We start from the raw sequence: 18690 nt of genomic DNA on the forward strand, positions 1-18690 counted from the left end.
AGGCATCGAGTACGGAGCGGCTCAGGCTGCTCCGAGTTGTGCGAGCAGGCCGTCGAGCGGTTCGTACAAAGCGTTGCCCGGCAGCGGCCTCTGCCGCTCGCCGTCACCCGCCAGCAGGGCCGGGACACCGGACAAGCCGTAGCGTCGCATCAAGCTATGCGCGGTCTGGAGCCGGCGGCCATAGGCCTCGACCAGCGCGTGATCCCGGGCCAGCATCCGCTCGGCGGCGCTCGCAAGGCCCAGCGCTCGAAGGACTTCGCCGACGCCCGCGACGCTCACGATGTCCTGCCCGTGTACGTAGCGCGCAAGCTGCAGCTCCTTGAGGACCGTGAGCTCACGGCCGGGGTCGGTGACGTGGACCGCCGTCAGGCCGAGCGATGCGGCTGTCGAATCGAAGGCGCCGCCCGCGCCGAGAATGCGGGTGCGGTACGCGTCGGTGAAACGCTGGCCGGTCTGCTTGGCGATGCGCTGGTCGTTGCTCCAGGCATATTCGGAGAATTGCGCATCCATCCTGCCGGCGCCACGGCCGGCGAACAGGCCAGTGGGCAGCAGCTCGAGCGTGATGGCGTCGTGGGCGGCGAGCGTCTCGACCGCCGGGCCGGCGCCGTAGCACCATCCGCAGAGCGGGTCGAACAGATAGGTCAGTCGCATTTCCGGAACCCTGTCTTGGAGCGGCATGGCGCCGAGATAGCGGGTTCTCGTTTGTCCATAAATACAGCATAATGAGACAGACTGTATGCTGTTAATGGACAATAGAAGGAGCCGCCGGCATGGAGGCGATCAATCTCAACCGCCTCGTCTATTTCGCGGCCGTGGTGGACGCAGCGTCCTTTACCCGCGCGGCCGATCGGCTCGGGATCACCAAAGCCGTGGTCAGCCAGCAGGTCGCCCAGCTCGAGCGCGAGCTCAGGACCGACCTGCTGGTGCGGACCACGCGCAGGGTCGAGCCGACGGAAGCCGGTCGCCTGCTGCATGCCCGCTGTGCTGCCATCCTGCGCGAGGCCGAGAGCGCATTGGCCGAGCTGGCGCAGAGCAACGCCGAGCCGATGGGACTGTTGCGCATCGCCGCGCCGAACGACTACGGCACCTGCACGCTCGCCGCGATCGCAACCGAGTTCTCGCGGACCTATCCGGCCTGCCGGGTCGAGCTGATCCTCGCCGACAGCAAGATCGACCTCGTCGCCAGCCAGATCGATCTCTCGATCCGCGTGGGATGGCTCGACGATTCCACCCTGCAGACCCGCGGGGTCGGCAGCTTCCGGCAGCTGCTGGTGGCCGCGCCGAACGTGGTCAGGCGCGTCGCGCATCCGCGCGACCTCGCCGCGTTGCCGTTCATTGCGAATGCCGCGCTGAGGGAGCCGCTCACTTGGCAGTTCATGAAAGGCGACGTCGAGCGCGAGAGCGTCGAGATGAGCCAGACGCTTACCATCAACACCACGCCGGCGGTGCTCGCCGCGACGCTGGCCGGCGGCGGCCTGGCGGTGCTGCCCGATTTCCTGATCAGGGACGATCTCGCGGCCGGCCGCCTCGTGGCCATCCTGCCGTCCTGGACACTGCCGTCCGGAGGCATCCACGCCGTGTTCCCAGCGGCGCGCTTTCGTCCACCGAAGGTGACGGCCTTCGTGGCGATGCTGATGGAGGCGCACAAGCGCGCAGTCGCCGGAGGTCCGCGGCGCGCGAAGTGACGCCGGCGCCGCGCGGGCCTAGCCCGCCGGCACCAGCTCGGTCAACGAGCGGATGATGCGGTCGGGCTTGACGTCGGTGCCTTCCGGCAGGCCGTCGCCATGGACGTCGATCCAGATCGAATAGATGCCGAGCCGCTGCGGCGCGACGATCTCCCATTCGAGATTGTCGCCGATCATCCAGGTGTCTTCCGGGCCGACGCCGAGCCGCTCCATCGCGTGCCAATAGGCGCGCTCCTCGGGCTTGCCGAAGCCGTGCTCGCCCTCGATCTGGATGTGGTCGAAGCGGTGCGCCAGCGCGAAGCGCTCGATCTTGGCGCGCTGCTGGCCGGCCTCGCCGTTGGTGACGAGCGCCAGCCTGACGCCGCGCGCCTTGAATGCGTCGATCGCCTCGTGCGCGCCGGGAAAGATGAACATCTGCTCGTCGCGATAGGCGGTGAAGCGGTCGGCGATGCGGATCGCAAGCTCGATCGGCAGCGCCGGGCCTGCGGCGGTCAACGCCGCGAAGCCGTCCTTCACCACCTCCTGCCGCGCCTGGATCAGCTTCATCCGCCATTCGGCGCCGGCGACCGACCAGAAGCTGCGTGCCGAGGCCAGGATCGCGGCGGCCACCGCCTGCGGCGTATGCGGCGCGAGTTCGTCGGCAAACTCGGTGGCGACGATATTCCAGGCGATCTCGGGACGGCCATAGGCCGACAGGATGGTGTCGTCCATGTCGATCAGCATGGCGCGGGGCAGGGCGGCGGTCATGATCAATCTACGCGGTTCAACAAATCGAGTTTCAGGGCCATTTCACCTCGGGCGGCATCGAGGACAGAATGCTGTCGACATTGCCGCCGGTTTTAAGCCCAAATGTGGTGCCGCGGTCGTAAAGCAGGTTGAATTCGACGTAGCGGCCGCGGCGGATGAGCTGCTCCTCGCGGTCGGCGGCGGTCCAGGGGCTGCTGAAATTGCTCCGGATAAGCTCGGGATAGACCTTCAGGAAGGCGCGGCCAACATCCTGGGTGAAGGCGAGGTCGGCCTCCCAGTCGCCGGAATCGTGATGGTCGTAGAAGATGCCGCCGATGCCGCGCGGCTCCTTGCGGTGCGGCAGATAGAAGTACTCGTCGCACCAGCGCTTGTACTTGTCGTACGAGGCCACCGCGGCATGCGCGTCGCAGGCGCCCTTCATCGCGGCGTGGAAGGCCAGCGTATCCGCGTCCTCCTGGGTGCGGCGGCGGTCCAGCACCGGCGTCAGGTCGGCGCCGCCGCCGAACCAGGCTTTCGTCGTGACGACGAAGCGCGTGTTCATGTGCACCGCCGGCACGTGCGGCGACCACAGATGCGCGATCAGCGAGATGCCCGAGGCCCAGAACCGCGGGTCTTCGGAGGCGCCGGGAATCTGGCTGCGGAATTCCGGGGCGAACTCGCCATGCACGGTCGAGCAGTGCACGCCGACCTTCTCGAACAGCCGGCCGTGCATCATGCTCATGACGCCGCCGCCGCCCGGGCCGCCGGCATGGTCGGTGCGCTCCCACGGCGTTCGGACGAACCGGCTCGGTGTGCGCGGATAAAGGTCAGCCGGCGCCTCGTCCTCGAGCCGCTCGAACGCCGCGCAGATCTGGTCGCGCAGGCTCTCGAACCAGGCGCGGGCGCGGGCCTTGCGATCCTCGATGGCGGCGGTGGTCATGGACATTCCCCTGGCACATTGGCGCTCACCCCGCCGTCAAGCGTCCATGACAGCCGGAGGTGACAGCGCTGTTGTCGCTACGGTTCGGTCCTACCACAATCGATCAGGCCTGCGGACCGAAATAGGTACAGGTCTCGCGGCAGCTGTCGCGGTGGACGCTGACCTTGGTGACATGGCCGATCGAGCGGACGCGCTCATAGATGAAGCGCGACAGGTTCTCGAGCGTCGGCAGCCCGATCGCCTCGATCTTGTTCAGGAACTTGTGGTCGAGCATGGCCTGGATCTCGCTCAGCCGCTGCGTCAGCACGCCGAAGTCCACCACCATGCCGGTCTCGGGATGGGTCGCATCGCCGCGCACCGTCACCTCGGCGCGGAAGGAGTGGCCATGGATCTCCTGGCTGGCTTCGCCGAGCGTCGTGATCGGCAGCGTATGCGCGGCCTCGAAGGTGAACGACTTGGTCAATTCCCACATCGTGTCAGTCACAATCCCTACCTGATGCCGATCATCTTGTGCGTCTGCAGACTGAGCCGCCATTGCGGATGATGCTGGCAGTAATCAATGGCGCGCGCCGTGTTCGCGGCCGCCTCGGGCCCGTCCATCGGCTGCAGCGAGAAGCGCTCGAAGGCGAGCCCCGCGAACGTCTCCGGCTCGGCCCCGTGTTGCGGGTAGACCAGCTTCAGCTCGTGGCCCTGCCGCAGCTTCAGCTCGGCGCCGGCCTTCGGGCTGACGCAGATCCAGTCGATCCCGTCGGGCGGAATGAGCGTGCCGTTGGTTTCGACCCCGACCGCGAAGCCGCGGGCGTGGAGCGCCTCGATCAGGTCGGCATCGACCTGCAGCAGCGGCTCCCCGCCGGTGAGGATCGTATAGCGGTCGGCGGCCCCGCCTGTCCATTGCCCGCCGATGGCCTCGGCCAGCGCTGCGGCGGTCTCATAACGGCCGCCCAGCGTGCCGTCGGTGCCGACGAAATCGGTGTCACAGAACCGGCACGTCGCGGTTGCGCGATCGGCCTCGCGGCCGCTCCACAGGTTGCAGCCGGCGAAGCGGCAGAACACGGCAGCGCGCCCCGCCTGGGCGCCTTCGCCCTGCAGGGTCATGAAGATTTCCTTCACCGCGTAGCTCACCCTCCGGCTCCTTGTGCGGACTGCAATTGGACGAATTGTCCGGTCTGGCGCAGCGCCTCGCCGGCGGCCATCGCCGCGGCCATCGCCACGTTCAGCGAGCGCAGCCCCGGCTGCAGCGGAATCCGCAGCCGCGCATCGGCGACCGCCGCCACGCCGTCCGGCACGCCGGCGCTCTCGCGCCCGAGCAGCAGGATGTCGTCCGGGCCGTAACTGAAGTCGAGATAGCAGGTTGCGGCCCTGGTCGTCAGCAGCAGCAGGCGATGGCCCTCTGCGGACCGCCAGGCCTCGAACGCGCTCCAGGAATCGTGCCGCCGCCAATTCAGTTGGTCCAGATAGTCCATGCCGGCGCGGCGGAACTGCCGGTCGGACACCGGAAAGCCCGCCGGTTCGATGATGTGGGCCGCGAGCCCGAGGCAGGCGCACAGGCGCAGAATCGTTCCGGTGTTCTGCGGAATGTCGGGCTGATAGAGCGCGATCTGCATGCGAATTGGTCTTAGGACTGAGGCGGAAAGTCCGCTTCCGAAGCGGGAATTGGTGCATGGCGTGCTGCAGGGCCGATAGCGGGCTTGCGCTCGTATCGCAAGGGTGCCAATAGAACGATTCTGGACGGCTTGTTCCCCAGGGGCGGTGGAGCGAGCCGTTTTCTGCCGCCGCGGGGGACGCGGGCGCCGGCAGGATCTCCCGGTCACGTGATCTCCAAGGTCGAGATCGTAAGACGTCGAGCGGGGCGGTTCCACCGGCTGCAACGAAGAAAGGGTTGGAATCGTGACAGCGTCTACTGCGGATCATCCGACACGCCGGGATTTTCTTTTCGTCGCCACGGGCGCTACCGCGGCTGTCGGTGCTGTGGCCGCCCTGTGGCCCTTCATCTCCCAGATGAATCCCGATGCCTCGACCATCGCGGCCGGTGCGCCGATCGAGGTCGATCTCGCGCCCGTCGCCGAAGGACAGGACATCAAGGTGTTCTGGCGCGGCAAGCCGATCTACATCTCCCACCGCACCAAGAAGCAGGTCGAGGAGGTCCGCGCGGTGCCGGTGTCGAGCCTGCCGGATCCGGCGACCGACCAGTCCCGCACCAAGGACGGCCACGAGCAGTGGCTGGTCGTGATCGGCATCTGCACCCATCTCGGCTGCATCCCGATCGCCCATGAAGGCAATTACGACGGCTTCTTCTGCCCGTGCCACGGCTCGCAGTACGACGCCTCCGGTCGCGTCCGCCAGGGGCCGGCGCCGCTCAATCTTCCCGTCCCGCCCTATCAGTTCGTTTCCGACACCAAGATCCAGATCGGCTGAGCAGACGTTCGTCTTGAGCTCACGCTCGATCGTGCAAGATAATTTCTTCAGGAACGCATCATGAGTGGACCTTCTGACTACCAGCCGAGCCACCCCGCCTTGAAGTGGCTCGAGCAACGACTTCCGATCATCGGCCTGGTCCACTCGTCCTTCATTGCCTACCCGACGCCGCGGAACCTGAACTATTGGTGGACGTTCGGCGCCATCCTCTCGATGATGCTCGGCATCCAGATCGTGACCGGCGTCGTCCTGGCGATGCACTACACGCCGCATGCCGACCTCGCCTTCAAGTCGGTCGAACTGATCGTCCGCGACGTGAACTACGGCTGGCTGCTGCGCAACATGCATGCCTGCGGCGCGTCGATGTTCTTCCTCGCCGTCTACATCCACATGTTCCGCGGCCTGTATTACGGGTCATACAAGGCGCCGCGCGAGGTGCTCTGGATCCTCGGCGTCATCATCTACCTCCTGATGATGGCGACGGGCTTCATGGGCTACGTGCTGCCGTGGGGCCAGATGAGCTTCTGGGGCGCGACCGTCATCACCAATTTGTTCTCGGCCGTGCCGTATTTCGGCGAGAGCATCGTGACCCTGCTGTGGGGCGGCTACTCCGTCGGTAATCCCACGCTGAACCGCTTCTTCGCGCTCCATTATTTGCTGCCGTTCCTGATCGCCGGCGTGGTCGTGCTGCACGTCTGGGCGCTGCACGTCACTGGCCAGAACAACCCGGCCGGCGTCGAGCCGAAGACCGAGAAGGACATGGTGCCGTTCACGCCCTACGCGACGATCAAGGACTTCTTCGGCGTCGCCTGCTTCCTGATCTTCTATTCCTGGTTCATCTTCTACATGCCGAACTATCTCGGCGAGGCCGACAACTACATCCCGGCCAACCCGGCGGTGACGCCGGCGCACATCGTGCCCGAATGGTACTACCTGCCATTCTACGCGATCCTGCGCTCGATCCCGAACAAGCTCGCCGGCGTGATCGCGATGTTCGCGGCCATCATCGTGCTGGTGTTCCTGCCCTGGCTCGACTCGGCCAAGACCCGCTCCAACAAGTACCGCCCGCTCGGCAAGCAGTTCTTCTGGATCTTCGTCGTGGTCTGCATCGGCCTCGGCTATCTCGGCGCGCAGCCGCCGGAGGGTGTCTATGTCGTGCTCGGCCGCATCCTGACGGTGCTGTATTTCGCCTACTTCCTGATCGTGCTGCCGCTGCTCGCGCGCATCGAGCGGCCGCGCCCGCTGCCGAACTCGATCGCTGACGACGTGCTGGCCAGGTCCGGCCGCAAGGCGGTACCGATGGTCTCGACCGTGATCGCGCTGGTCGCCGCGGTGTCGCTGCTCGCCGGCAGCATGGGCGACGCCCGTGCCAGCGAAGGCCAGGAGAACCCGCCGTCGGCGAAGTGGTCGTTTGCCGGTCCGTTCGGCACCTTCGATCGCGGCGCCGTGCAGCGCGGCCTCAAGGTCTACAAGGAAGTCTGCTCGAACTGCCATTCGCTGCAATATGTGGCGTTCCGCAATCTCGCCGAGCCCGGCGGCCCGGGCTACTCGCCGGCGCAGGCGGCTGCCTTCGCGGCCGAGTACAAGATCAAGGACGGGCCCAACGACGCCGGCGAGATGTTCGAGCGTCCGGGCCGGCCGGCCGACTACTTCCCGTCGCCGTTCCCGAACGAGCAGGCCGCACGGGCCGCCAATGGCGGTGCGGCCCCGCCGGACCTGTCGCTGATGGCCAAGGCGCGCTCCTACAAGCGCGGCTTCCCCTGGTTCCTGATCGACTTCTTCACCCAGTTCCAGGAGCAGGGCCCGAACTACATCAACGCGCTGCTGCAGGGCTATGAAGAAACCCCGCCGCACGGCGTCACCATTCCGGACGGCTCGTACTACAACAAGTACTTCCCCGGGCATGCGATCAAGATGCCGCCGCCGCTGTCCGACGGCCAGGTGACGTTCGACGACGGCTCGCCGGCCACCGTGAAGCAGTATGCCCACGACGTCGCGACCTTTCTGATGTGGACCGCCGAGCCGCACATGGAAGCGCGCAAGCGCATCGGCTATCAGGTGTTCATCTTCCTGATCATCTTCGCCGGCCTGATGTACTTCACCAAGAAGCGGGTCTGGGCCGCCGCGCATTGAGCGGTGATCGGAAACGTCTGATGAAAACGAAAAGCCCCTCCGGGGGCTTTTTTGTTGTCCCTGTGTTAGTTGGGCTCGGGCCAGGGGAGGCTTTGTCCGCGGCGCAGCCGGGAAAACGGAGTTCGCCCATGCCGTCACTTCTCGCCTTCGGCGGCGCCGCCGTGCTGGAGATCGGCGGCTGCTTCGCGTTCTGGGCTTGGCTGCGGCTCGGGCAGTCGTCGCTATGGCTGTTGCCCGGCATGGCCGCGCTCGCCGGCTTCGCGACGCTTCTCACCGTGGCAGACAGCCCGCTCGCCGGCCGCGCCTACGCCGCCTATGGCGGCATCTATATCACCGCGGCGCTGCTATGGGGCTGGCTGGTCGAGGGCCATCGCCCCGATCCGTGGGACGCCGCCGGCGTCCTGATCTGCCTCGCCGGCATGGCCGTGATCCTGTTCGCGCCGCGCGCGATGCCGGTTTAGCGCCCGTAGCCCGGATGAGCGGAGCGACACCCCGGATCGCAGCAGTGCCGGCGAGGACCCCGGATGTCGCTGCGCTCATCCGGGCTACGAATCCTCTCACGTTGCAGCGAACCCGATCGCCTCCCGTCGCGCCGGACGCGCATTTGCGGTAAACCCCGCTCCTCAGCTTCCAACAAAACCTGCGGAGGAACACATGGGCACACTGATCAGCTTCAAGCGCCCCGATGGCCAGGAGGCCAAGGGCTATCTCGCCAAGGCCGCGCAGGCCGATGCGCCGGGCGTCGTCGTCATCCAGGAATGGTGGGGCCTTCAGGACCAGATCAAGGGGATGTGCGATCGTTTCGCGCTCGCCGGCTTCAACGCGCTGGCGCCCGATCTCTACAAGGGCACGGTGGTGCCCTATCACGATACGGATGCGGCGGGCCGGGAGATGAACTCGCTCGACTTCATGGACGCGACCACGCAGACCGTGCGCGGGGCCGCGCAATATCTGGCGCGCAACGGCGCCAAGGTCGGCCTCACCGGCTTCTGCCTCGGCGGCGCGGTGACGATCATCGGCGCGACCAAGATCGACGAGCTCGCCGCCGGCGTCGTGTTCTACGGCATTCCGCCGGAGCAGGCGGCGAAGCCGGCCGACGTCAAGATCCCGCTGCAGGCCCACTTTGCCAACAAGGATGATTGGTGCACGCCGGCGCTGGTGGACGGCTTCGAGAAGGCGATGAAGGCCGCCGGCAAGTCGCTCGAGCTCTATCGCTACGATGCCGAGCATGCCTTCGTGAACGAGCAGCGCATGACCGTGCACGATCGCAGGGCCGCCGAACTCGCCTGGGGCCGCGCCACGGCGTTTTTCCACAAGCACCTCGGCTGAGCTGAGGGTCGGCGCGTCGGTTCCAAACCGCGCCGTGCGGACTCAAACCGCACGGGCGGCCTTGGTTTCGGCCGAGGGCGCTTCGGCCTCACCAAGAGTCGGAGCGTCGTCTGAAGGAGCCAAGGGGTCGGCGCTGGTCACTGCGTCGGCGGAGCGCCGTCGACGCTTCGTCCGCTTTGCCTGCGCTTCGAGGAAGCAATCGAGCAGCGTCGGCTGCTTCGGGAGCGCATGCGACACTGAGGGCTGTTTGCCGCGGGCCATGTTAACCAAGGTAATTCAATATGGTTAACCAATCATTGCCACACTATTGCAGATTGACAACAGTGTTGCCCTCGCGCACAGGCAAGTTATGTAACTTTTTTGGGTTGCGACAATCATGGGTCGATACCCGAGGCGGCGTGCACGCGCGCAACATGAGGTTGTGAGGCGCCACACAGCCGCCGGCTGCAGCTTTTCGTCGCTTGGCGCCGTCACGTTTTGGCGAATCACCGGGATCCCGCGGAGATCTGAGCATTGATCATGTTCGAAGCGCGTCGCTTCGTGCGATGTTCGAATTCGCTGCGGCTCGCCGCCGGTTGCATCGCCGAAACAATCTGGGGTAGCGTTCTTCGGTCCCTCTGCTGATGGAGAAAGCCGTGCGAGTGGCCTTTGCGCTGGCCGGGCTGGGCGGCTTGAACGCCCATGGCGCCGGCTTCCTCGACACTGCCCGCGCCTGGGGCGTCACGCCGGATCTCGTCACCGCGACGTCCGGCCAGATCCTGGTGCTGTCGGCGTGGCTTCAGGGTCTCGATCTGCGCAACGAACTGATGTCCTCCGACCGCCACCGGGATCCGGCGTCGCAGTTGCGCACGGTGATGTTCGGCTATCCCGGGGTGTTTCGTCCCGCCTATGCCGAGGCGCTGGCGCGCTTCGTCTCCTGGCCGGATTGGCGTGACGGCCCGTTCAACGCCCTCGCCGACCGGCTGTGGCCAGCGCAGCAATATGTCCCGGTGCGGAGCGAGGCCGACTTCGCGCACGCGGCGGAGACGCTCAACGCCACGCCGGTCGGCGTCGTGTTCAACACCTATGATCCCGAGACCGGCACCGGCTATCTCTACGGCAACGAGGCGGCGCGGGCGCTGCTGCCGGCGGAGAAGTCGGTTCCCAACGCCCATGCCGTCAAGGCGCGGCAATCGGCGGCCAAGCGCGACCTGCGCTACGCCTCCGAGGTGCTGGCCGAGCGCGCCATCCGCCCGATCACGCCGGAGGCGGTCAAGGCCGCGCTTTGGCTGTCGCTCTATGGCTTCACCAAGCTGCCGCAGGGACAGATGGACGGTGCCTATCACCGTGCCAGCATCATTTCCGAGCTGCACGGTTTCGACCGCGTCTTCGCCGTCCGCCCGCTCGCCCAGGGGTGGCAGGGCCAGGCGCCCGCCAACTGGTTCGAGGTGCAGGACTGGACCACCGAGATGTGGTTCTCGGTCGGCTACAAGGCCGAGGTCGACGCGCTCAAGCGCATCAACGATCTGATCGCGAGCGGCGTGATCACCGATCCGAAATACAAGACCGTGGAGCTGGTCGAGATCCAGCCGGAGACGCCGGCCGGCTACTTCAACTACTTCGTCGAGCGCGGCGAGGTGTATGAGAACGCGGTGGTGGCGACGGAGATGAAGTTCGCCGAGCTGGGGCTGGTGAAGCCGGGGACGTGAGCGGTCGGCATTCATCACGGCCGCCGCCGCCCAATGCGGTAGCGGCCGTGATGACCGTGGTCAGCCTGCGGTGATGGCCCCCACGAGCGCGTCGTTGGTCATCGGCCTGCCGTCGAGATTCCAGGTGCCGTCGACGGCGTGGACGCCGTTGGACCAGATCCGGTCCCTGGCAAGCGCCCCGCCGGAGAGGTCATGCAGAATGTCGGTGGCTTCGCCGAAGAACGCCGTCTGGACCTCGTGACTGGCGAGCGCGAATGACGGCGTCTTGGTCTCGATCCAGGCGCCATCGACCGGCGTGCCGCCGGCGAAGGTATGGCCCTTCGGCAGGATGTTCAGATGGGCCGTGACGTTCGCCCCCATGATCCTGTTGCCCGCCAGACCATGGTGTCTCAGGAACGATTCCGTGATCCGCGCAACGGCGATCGGCGCCTGGTCGGCAGCGATGACGCCTTCGGTGAGTGTGAGACTGATCGGCATGACTCCTCCTGTGCTCGCCCTAGGGCGGTTGTCCCGGGGAACGGCGGTCATTATATAACGACCGTGATCCACCAATAGAATAACGATCGTTATCAGTCAAGCATGAAATAACGATCGCTATGGAAGGCGCCAGATGCGGTACCACGCCGAGCATAAGCAGGAAGCAAAGACGAAGTTGTTGGAGGCCGCGGGGCGCGGCTTTCGCCGGCTTGGCTATGGCGGCATCGGCGTCGACGGCCTCGCCAAGGAAGCCGGGGTCACGTCCGGCGCGTTCTACGGTCACTTCAAGTCGAAGGACGCCGCGTTCGAAGCCGCCGCGTTGGCCGGGCTGGACGATCTCAGGACGGGCATTGCGAGTCTTCAGCAGCAGATGGGAGCGCGCTGGGCCGAGGCGTTCATCGCATTCTATCTCGGAGAACGTCTCCATTGCATCCTGGACTCGAGCTGCGGACTGCAGAGCCTGACGCCGGACGTGACGCGCGCCAGCGAGGAAACGAAGGCCGCCTATGGCACCGCGCTCGAAAGGGTCGCGCAGCAGATCGCAAAGGGGTTGCAGGGGAGCACCGATGAAGCTCGGCTGCAAAAGGCCTGGTCGCTGATGGCGATCCTCTCGGGAGGGGTGACGATGGCGCGCAGCGTCGGCTCACGCGAAGCCCGCGATGCCATCGCCGCCCACCTCAAACAAGCCGCGCTGGCGCTGCTGTAGAGCCGCTGTCGCGCGAGCGCTCGGCTTCGCAAGTTGTGAGGTGCCGCTCGCCCCAACGCCAGTGAGCTCCCCTGTCCGCAAGGGGGAGGGGAGCGCACCGCCAGTTTGGCGGCATGTCGAATCCAACGCCGTTTCGATATCTGCTAGCATGGCCTATCAGATGATCCTGGATCCCGCATGAGCACCGAGCCGATCACGTTCGTCGACAAGTCGTCCGGCGACGACGCATGCGTGCTGGTTCGCGTCGTCGGCGATAGCATCGGGTTGGCGCTGTCGTTGAGGACGGACGGCGACATCGAGGTCTTCATGGCGGCCGAAGAGCTCGATCGAGTCATCGGTGCGCTTCAGCAAGCTCGCGCGGCGATGGGGCGCGAGGGAAGCGTCATCGTGACTCGCCCCACGTGAACGCACGTCTGGCAAGGGAGATAACAATTCCCCACGCGATCCTTCATGTCGTCTTCAACATGTCCGCTGCAGGCACGTTGCGCGCTGCGCTCCAGCAGGCTGGGCGCAGCGACCGCGTGATTGGCTTTGCCGACAGCCTGAGCTTTGGTCCGATCAATCCACCCGACCCGGAGCTGCGAACCGCCTGGATGGACCAGGAATTGCAAGTGTCAGGCTGGGAAGAGGTGGGCGGCCAGGCAACATCGTTCTGGGACGAGGCGCTCTCGAGCAACAACCGACGGATCGCCTGGTTCACGCGGCGATCGACCCAGGAATATGCCGGCTTCCTCGAACTCCTGTGGCGGCTCGGCGATGAGCCGATCGAGATCGTCGATCTCACCGACACAGTCGTGCGGGCAGGGGAGACTGGGCCGAAGGCGCCACGGCTGGCCGTCAGCCTGGGTTTAGTGTCGCCGGAGACAATTCGCGACAATGCACTGTGGGATCTGCGGACCGTTCTGTCGCCAAGCCGGCGTGATGCCTGCCGAGAACGTTGGGCGCGCCTCAAAGCGGAGAACGCGCCGTTGCGCGTCATTCGCGACGGCGAATTGGTGTCAGCGCCCATCTCGTTCTTCGATTCGGTGCTGCTGTCATTTGCCACGGCCGACTGGCAGAAGACGGCGAGGATTATCGGGGAGGCGCTTTGCGAAACCGGGACGATTGTGCTGCAGACGGGCGATATCGAGTTGTTCGCGCGCGCCCGTGCGCTCGTAGCAGCAGGTCGCCTCGAGTCTCGTGGCGACCTGCTCGATATGCATCGCAGTGAGTTGCGGTTAGCGGGCGGCTGCGCATGACGCGTCAGGAATAGCCGGGTTGGCCGGACCCAGCGCCGCGTCCGCATCAGCCGCGGACCCGTCTAACGTTCCGGGGCCGGCATTGCAGCCCCGCGGCTCTTCTTCAGCTCGCGAACCGCATCCCGGTTGCCTTGAGCCTCGGAGAAATCCGGCGCCAGGGCGATGGCCGCGTCGAAGTCGGCGATCGCGCGATCGTAGTCTGCCTTCTCCTTGTAGGCGAGGCCGCGATTGTTGTAGGCATCGGCATAGCTCGGATCGAGCCTGATGGCCTGATCGAAGTCGACGATGGCCCGGTCGTGATTCCCTTTGTCGTCGTAGGCGATACCGCGACGGTTGAAGGCCTCTGCAAGCTCGCCATTCAGCCTCAGAGCCTCGTCAAAATCGGCGATGGCGCGGTCATGATCGCCTTTCTTGTCGTAGGCCGCGCCGCGGTTCATGTATGCTTTCGCGTGTTGCGGCTCGAGCTTGATCGCCACGCCGAAATCTATGATGGCACGGTCGTGATCGCCCTTATCGTCATATGCAATGCCGCGATTGACATGGGCAAGAACGTGACCCGGATCGCGCCTGATCGTTTCGTCGAAATCGGCGATGGCGTGATCGATGTCACCTGTTTCGAAATACGCGATCCCTCGGTTGAAATGGGCGTTAAGGGCTTTCGCGGGCGTCAGGCCGAATTTGATCGCAGCGCTGTAGTCGGCAATGGCGCGGTCGAACTGCTTCTTGTGTTTATGCACGGCGGCGCGAAGGGTGTATGCGGTGGCGTCAGTCGGGTCGCGTCGGATCGCCTCGTCTATATCTGCGAGGCCGCGATCGAAGTCGTTCCTCAGAACATGGACTGCGCCGCGATCAACGTAGGGCTTGGCTTGCTCGGGGTCCAGCGCCAACGTTCGATTGAAGTCCGTGAGCGCCCGATCATAATTTTCTTTCGAGAAGTAGGCCAAGCCGCGATTGTAGTAGTAGAGCGGCTTCTTCGAATCGAGCTTGATCGCCTCGTCATAATCTGCAATCGCCCGATCGTAGTCGCCTTTGCCTGCGTAGGCGAACCCACGATTGTTGCGGGCCGCCGGGTAGGAGGGATCGAGCCTGATCGCTTCGGTGAAATCGGCTATGGCGCGGTCGTACTCCTGTTTCTCATAGTACGCATTGCCACGATTGAAATAGCCGTGGATCTGATCTTGTCCGGACCATCGATCGGACTGCAATGCGAAGGTGCAGCTCTCGATCCGCTGGTCGACCGGGAAACGGCGGTCCAGGCACCAGGCCAGTGGCGGCTCGCCCTGCGCAACAGCGTCGGGTGCCGTCGCCGCGGCAAAGAGGAGCATGGCGGGCAAGGCCAGGGGATGGCGTCGCAAAGGACGAATGCCTTCAGCAAGGGAGACGATGCAGCATAGACCGGGCACTGCATGCCCGGCAATTCGGATATTCGCTCTGCCGATGATCTCCGTGCCGGGCTGGTCGATCATGCGCCGCCCCGCGAAATTCATCAGCCGCCTCAAGCTGATTTGCCCTGTCCAGTCCTTCGCCAAAAAATATTCCTGTTTCTATTTTTCGGAATTCGTGCTCTGATATCTCCGTCCCACCCGGCACGAGGGGCGTATCGCGATCGTCACGACACGCGGGGTGGAGATGCGGTGGGCGTGTCACGTCGCAGCATGGCAGACGTCGTGCGGACGAACGGCGGGCGCGCACGGTGAAGTCGCATGGTCCTGGCCTCCCGACGCTGAGGCCGCGCCGGTGGTGATGATGATCCGCCGGTCACGGGGGCAAGACAGCCCGGTCCCCGGGGAGAGTGCGTATAAGCCGTCAGACCATCGCGCAGGGAAGGCCGGTCGTCCGGCTGACCTGTGGTGACTGCCGCCTGCTTTTTTTGCTGCAGGCGGGCCACGGGCATCAGCCGATGCCCGGCCTTCCCTGCGCCCTCGACTTGGAGGGCGGAATTGATGATCATCACTCGGGCATCATGTGTCGCGAGAATGCTGCTGCATGTTCCTTTGTCATTCTCGTCGGCGCCAGTGCCTTCCGCTCGCCGGTGCGCATTATTGCGCCCTCGCCCCTTGTGGGAGAGGGCATGTAGGACAGAGCGGCATGCTCGGTTGGGTGAGGGGTATGCCTCTGCAAGCGCCGCTGCGGAGAGAGACCCCTCACCCAGCCGCGTTAGCGGATGGGCCGCACACGCCCTCTCCCACAAGGGGACCCACAAGGGGCGAGGGCGCTGTATCGGGCAGCCGGCCCGCGGTGCCTCTGTTGATCGGCTGAGGCATCCCACCCCCATTTGTGGCCCAGCCGCCCTTGACCCCGGCTGCCCGCCGTGGTCAGTTCCGCCGCATGAGCACCCTTGTCCGCCCAGCCCGTCTCTGGTGGCGCACCTTGTAAGAGGTGGCCGGTGCGATTTGTTTGACATGAGATCGCAGAGGGGCCGCCACGCAGCGGCGGCTTCCGGTTGGTCCTGTGTGGCGTTTCCTCGGCAAATTCCGTAAGAGGACGCCCAAGAGGACCCCATGAACAGGACCGTTTTCGCCCTTCCGGCCCGCAGCGACTACCGCACCTCCAGCGGGCTCGCGATCACGCGCGCCGTCGAGCAGTTTTCCGGTGGCGCCAGCCGGCTCGATGACCTGATCGACCTGCTCGACCGCCGCCGTGGCGTGGTGCTGTCCTCGGGCACGACCGTGCCCGGCCGCTACGAGAGTTTCGACCTCGGCTTCGCCGATCCGCCGCTGGTGCTGGAGACCAAGGGCACTGACTTCACCCTGCAGGCGCTGAACCGCCGCGGCGAGGTGCTGATCGCGTTCCTGAAGGACACGCTGCGCGAGCCCTGTGTGGTCATCACCGAAGCTTCGCCGGCGCGGCTCGCTGGACACATCGTCCGCGGCCCGGCCCCGGTCGAGGAGGACCAGCGCACGCGGCGCGCCAGCGTGATGTCGCTGGTGCGGGCGATGATCGCGGCGCTCTCGGCCAATGACGACCCGCTGCTCGGCCTGTTCGGCGCCTTCGCCTACGACCTCGTGTTCCAGATCGAGGACCTCCAGCAGAAGCGGCCGCGCGAGAAGGACCAGCGCGACATCGTGCTCTACGTGCCGGATCGCCTCTTGGCCTACGACCGCGCCACCGGCCGCGGCGTCGTGCTGTCTTATGATTTTTCCTGGAACGGACAGTCGACGGAAGGCCTGTCGCGCGACACCGACGCCAGCATCTATCTCAAGGAGCCGCGCCAGGGGTTTGCCGATCACGCGCCCGGCGAGTACCAGGCGACGGTCGAGAAGGCCCGCGCCGCGTTTGCCCGCGGCGACCTGTTCGAGGCGGTGCCCGGCCAACTCTTTGCCGAGCCGTGCGAGCGCTCGCCGGCGGAAGTGTTCCAGCGGCTCTGCCGGATCAATCCGTCGCCCTATGGCGCGCTGATGAATCTCGGCGACGGCGAGTTCCTGGTCTCGGCCTCACCCGAGATGTTCGTCCGCTCCGACGGCCGTCGCGTCGAGACCTGTCCGATCTCCGGCACCATCGCCCGCGGCCGCGACGCCATCGGCGATGCCGAGCAGATCCGCCAGCTCCTGAACTCGGAGAAGGACGAGTTCGAGCTCAACATGTGCACCGACGTCGACCGCAACGACAAGGCGCGCATCTGCGTGCCCGGCACCATCAAGGTGCTGGCGCGCCGGCAGATCGAGACCTACTCGAAACTGTTCCACACGGTGGATCACGTCGAGGGCATGCTGCGGCCGGGCTTCGACGCGCTCGATGCCTTCCTGACCCACGCCTGGGCCGTGACCGTGACCGGCGCGCCAAAACTGTGGGCGATGCAGTTCGTCGAGGACAATGAGCGCTCGCCGCGGCGCTGGTATGCCGGCGCCATCGGCGCGGTGAATTTCGACGGCTCGATCAACACCGGCCTGACGATCCGCACCATCCGCATGAAGGACGGGCTCGCCGAGGTCCGTGTCGGCGCCACCTGTTTGTTCGATTCCGATCCCGCGGCCGAGGATCGTGAGTGCCAGGTCAAGGCGGCGGCGCTGTTCCAGGCGCTGCGCGGCGATCCGCCGAAGCCGCTGTCGTCGACCGCGCCGGATGCCACCGGCTCCGGCAAGAACGTGCTGCTGATCGATCACGACGACAGCTTCGTTCACATGCTGGCCGACTATTTCCGCCAGGTCGGCGCCAACGTCACCGTGGTGCGTTATGTCCACGCGCTGAAGATGCTCGCCGAACGAAGCTGGGATCTGATCGTGCTGTCGCCGGGGCCAGGCCGCCCCGAGGACTTCAAGATCTCGACGACGATCGACGCTGCGCTCGCGAAGAAGCTGCCGATCTTCGGCGTGTGCCTCGGCGTGCAGGCGATGGGCGAGTATTTCGGCGGCCAGCTCGGCCAGCTTGCCCAGCCGGCGCATGGAAGGCCCTCGCGGGTCCAGGTGCGCGGCGGCCGCCTGATGCAGGGCCTGCCGAACGAGATCGTCATCGGCCGCTATCATTCGCTGTTCGTCGAGCGCGACAGCATGCCGGAGGTGCTGACCGTCACGGCGGCAACCGAGGACGGCGTGGCGATGGCGATCGAGCACAAGACGCTGCCGGTCGGCGGCGTGCAGTTCCATCCGGAATCGCTGATGTCGCTCGGCGATGCCGTGGGTTTGAGGATCGTGGAGAATGCGTTCCGGCTCAATCAGCCGGGGTGAGAGGTGGTTGCCGTCATCGCGAGGAGCGTGAGCGACGAAGCGATCCAGAGTTGTTTTCGCGGCCCTGGATTGCTTCGCTTCGCTCGCAATGATGAATTCCTCGCGGTCACGGCCAAACGAGGCAATGAGAGCACGATGACGTTCGATCTGGACATCAAGAACACCGTCCGCACCATTCCGGACTATCCGAAGCCGGGCATCCTGTTCCGGGACATCACGACCCTGCTGGCGGACGCGCGCGCGTTCCGCCGCGCGGTCGACGAATTGGTGCATCCCTGGGCCGGCTCCAAGATCGACAAGGTCGCGGGCATCGAGGCCCGCGGCTTCATCCTCGGAGGCGCAGTGGCGCATCAGGTGTCGGCCGGGTTCGTGCCGATCCGCAAGAAAGGCAAGCTGCCGCACAAGACAGTCAGCATGTCCTATGCGCTGGAATACGGCACCGACGAGATGGAGATGCATGTCGACGCGGTGCAGCCCGGCGAGCGCGTGATCCTGGTCGACGACCTCATCGCCACCGGCGGCACGGCCGAGGGCGCGGTGAAGCTGTTGCGCCAGATCGGCGCGACCGTGGTGGCGGCCTGCTTCATCATCGACCTGCCGGATCTCGGCGGCGCCGCCAAGCTGCGCGCGCTCGACGTGCCCGTGCGCACGCTGATCTCCTTCGAAGGGCACTGAGAAGCGCGCGGCGG

Annotated in this window: 19 protein-coding genes; 11 read left to right on the forward strand and 8 right to left on the reverse strand. The window is 65.8% G+C overall.

Features of this window, described 5'->3' with window-relative positions:
* Window positions 1-21: 21 nt before the first annotated feature.
* The gene (locus tag QX048_RS03230) at window positions 22-651 is read right to left on the reverse strand and encodes a DsbA family protein (RefSeq protein ID WP_315717290.1); all 630 of its coding nucleotides are present in this window, start codon (window positions 649-651) and stop codon (window positions 22-24) included.
* Window positions 652-770: 119 nt separating this feature from the next.
* Here QX048_RS03230 and QX048_RS03235 point away from each other — a divergent pair, with 119 nt between their 5' ends.
* On the forward strand, window positions 771-1685 hold the full coding sequence (locus tag QX048_RS03235) for a LysR family transcriptional regulator (protein ID WP_315826986.1): 915 nt from the start codon (window positions 771-773) through the stop codon (window positions 1683-1685).
* 18 nt (window positions 1686-1703) lie between these two features.
* Here QX048_RS03235 and QX048_RS03240 read toward each other — a convergent pair whose 3' ends face one another.
* From QX048_RS03240 to QX048_RS03260, 5 genes are all read right to left on the reverse strand, one after another.
* A complete protein-coding gene (locus QX048_RS03240; protein ID WP_315826985.1) occupies window positions 1704-2432 on the reverse strand; it encodes an HAD family hydrolase in 729 nt (242 codons plus the stop codon).
* A 31-nt stretch (window positions 2433-2463) separates the two neighbouring features.
* A complete protein-coding gene (gene hemF, locus QX048_RS03245; protein ID WP_315826984.1) occupies window positions 2464-3351 on the reverse strand; it encodes an oxygen-dependent coproporphyrinogen oxidase in 888 nt (295 codons plus the stop codon).
* Window positions 3352-3454: 103 nt separating this feature from the next.
* A complete protein-coding gene (locus QX048_RS03250; RefSeq protein WP_315827131.1) occupies window positions 3455-3823 on the reverse strand; it encodes a 6-carboxytetrahydropterin synthase in 369 nt (122 codons plus the stop codon).
* Window positions 3824-3840: 17 nt separating this feature from the next.
* Window positions 3841-4473, reverse strand: a complete 633-nt coding sequence (gene queE, locus QX048_RS03255) for a 7-carboxy-7-deazaguanine synthase (protein ID WP_315750402.1) — start codon at window positions 4471-4473, stop codon at window positions 3841-3843.
* Entirely contained in the window at window positions 4470-4955 is a 486-nt protein-coding gene (locus tag QX048_RS03260) for a tRNA (cytidine(34)-2'-O)-methyltransferase (RefSeq protein ID WP_315750403.1), read from the reverse strand. The genes queE and QX048_RS03260 overlap by 4 nt, the downstream gene beginning before the upstream one ends.
* 280 nt (window positions 4956-5235) lie before the next feature.
* Here QX048_RS03260 and petA point away from each other — a divergent pair, with 280 nt between their 5' ends.
* The 5 genes from petA (at window position 5236) to QX048_RS03285 (ending at window position 10916) form a co-directional block, all read left to right on the forward strand.
* The gene (gene petA, locus QX048_RS03265) at window positions 5236-5766 is read left to right on the forward strand and encodes a ubiquinol-cytochrome c reductase iron-sulfur subunit (protein WP_315717369.1); all 531 of its coding nucleotides are present in this window, start codon (window positions 5236-5238) and stop codon (window positions 5764-5766) included.
* A gap of 60 nt (window positions 5767-5826) precedes the next feature.
* Window positions 5827-7899, forward strand: a complete 2073-nt coding sequence (locus QX048_RS03270) for a cytochrome c1 (protein ID WP_315826983.1) — start codon at window positions 5827-5829, stop codon at window positions 7897-7899.
* 128 nt (window positions 7900-8027) lie between these two features.
* Window positions 8028-8360, forward strand: coding sequence for a YnfA family protein (locus QX048_RS03275; RefSeq protein WP_315826982.1), 333 nt, complete (start codon window positions 8028-8030; stop codon window positions 8358-8360).
* A 193-nt stretch (window positions 8361-8553) separates the two neighbouring features.
* Window positions 8554-9228, forward strand: a complete 675-nt coding sequence (locus tag QX048_RS03280; protein ID WP_315717281.1) for a dienelactone hydrolase family protein — start codon at window positions 8554-8556, stop codon at window positions 9226-9228.
* A 635-nt stretch (window positions 9229-9863) separates the two neighbouring features.
* A complete protein-coding gene (locus QX048_RS03285) occupies window positions 9864-10916 on the forward strand; it encodes a hypothetical protein (protein ID WP_315826981.1) in 1053 nt (350 codons plus the stop codon).
* Window positions 10917-10976: 60 nt separating this feature from the next.
* Here the strand turns inward: QX048_RS03285 and QX048_RS03290 are convergent, their stop codons facing one another.
* Window positions 10977-11393 (reverse strand): 4-oxalocrotonate tautomerase, encoded by a 417-nt coding sequence (locus tag QX048_RS03290; protein WP_315717279.1) that lies wholly within the window; start codon window positions 11391-11393, stop codon window positions 10977-10979.
* 133 nt (window positions 11394-11526) lie between these two features.
* Here QX048_RS03290 and QX048_RS03295 point away from each other — a divergent pair, with 133 nt between their 5' ends.
* The 3 genes from QX048_RS03295 (at window position 11527) to QX048_RS03305 (ending at window position 13337) form a co-directional block, all read left to right on the forward strand.
* A complete protein-coding gene (locus QX048_RS03295; protein WP_315717278.1) occupies window positions 11527-12099 on the forward strand; it encodes a TetR/AcrR family transcriptional regulator in 573 nt (190 codons plus the stop codon).
* 177 nt (window positions 12100-12276) lie between these two features.
* Window positions 12277-12504 (forward strand): hypothetical protein, encoded by a 228-nt coding sequence (locus QX048_RS03300; RefSeq protein ID WP_315717277.1) that lies wholly within the window; start codon window positions 12277-12279, stop codon window positions 12502-12504.
* Window positions 12501-13337 (forward strand): DUF3658 domain-containing protein, encoded by an 837-nt coding sequence (locus tag QX048_RS03305; RefSeq protein WP_315750407.1) that lies wholly within the window; start codon window positions 12501-12503, stop codon window positions 13335-13337. The genes QX048_RS03300 and QX048_RS03305 overlap by 4 nt, the downstream gene beginning before the upstream one ends.
* A gap of 62 nt (window positions 13338-13399) precedes the next feature.
* On the opposite strand, the gene QX048_RS03310 is transcribed toward QX048_RS03305, so the two are convergent.
* Window positions 13400-14866: a tetratricopeptide repeat protein gene (locus QX048_RS03310; protein WP_315826980.1), complete on the reverse strand. Its 1467-nt coding sequence runs from the start codon at window positions 14864-14866 to the stop codon at window positions 13400-13402.
* 972 nt (window positions 14867-15838) lie between these two features.
* On the opposite strand from QX048_RS03310, the gene QX048_RS03315 reads away from it, so the two are divergent.
* Window positions 15839-18001, forward strand: a complete 2163-nt coding sequence (locus QX048_RS03315; protein WP_315826979.1) for an anthranilate synthase component I — start codon at window positions 15839-15841, stop codon at window positions 17999-18001.
* Window positions 18002-18136: 135 nt separating this feature from the next.
* Window positions 18137-18676: an adenine phosphoribosyltransferase gene (locus QX048_RS03320; RefSeq protein ID WP_172133418.1), complete on the forward strand. Its 540-nt coding sequence runs from the start codon at window positions 18137-18139 to the stop codon at window positions 18674-18676.
* The last annotated feature ends 14 nt before the right edge of the window (window positions 18677-18690 follow it).

It is taken from the genome of Bradyrhizobium sp. SZCCHNS30572 (assembly GCF_032484415.1).
In the GTDB taxonomy this organism is placed as follows: domain Bacteria; phylum Pseudomonadota; class Alphaproteobacteria; order Rhizobiales; family Xanthobacteraceae; genus Bradyrhizobium.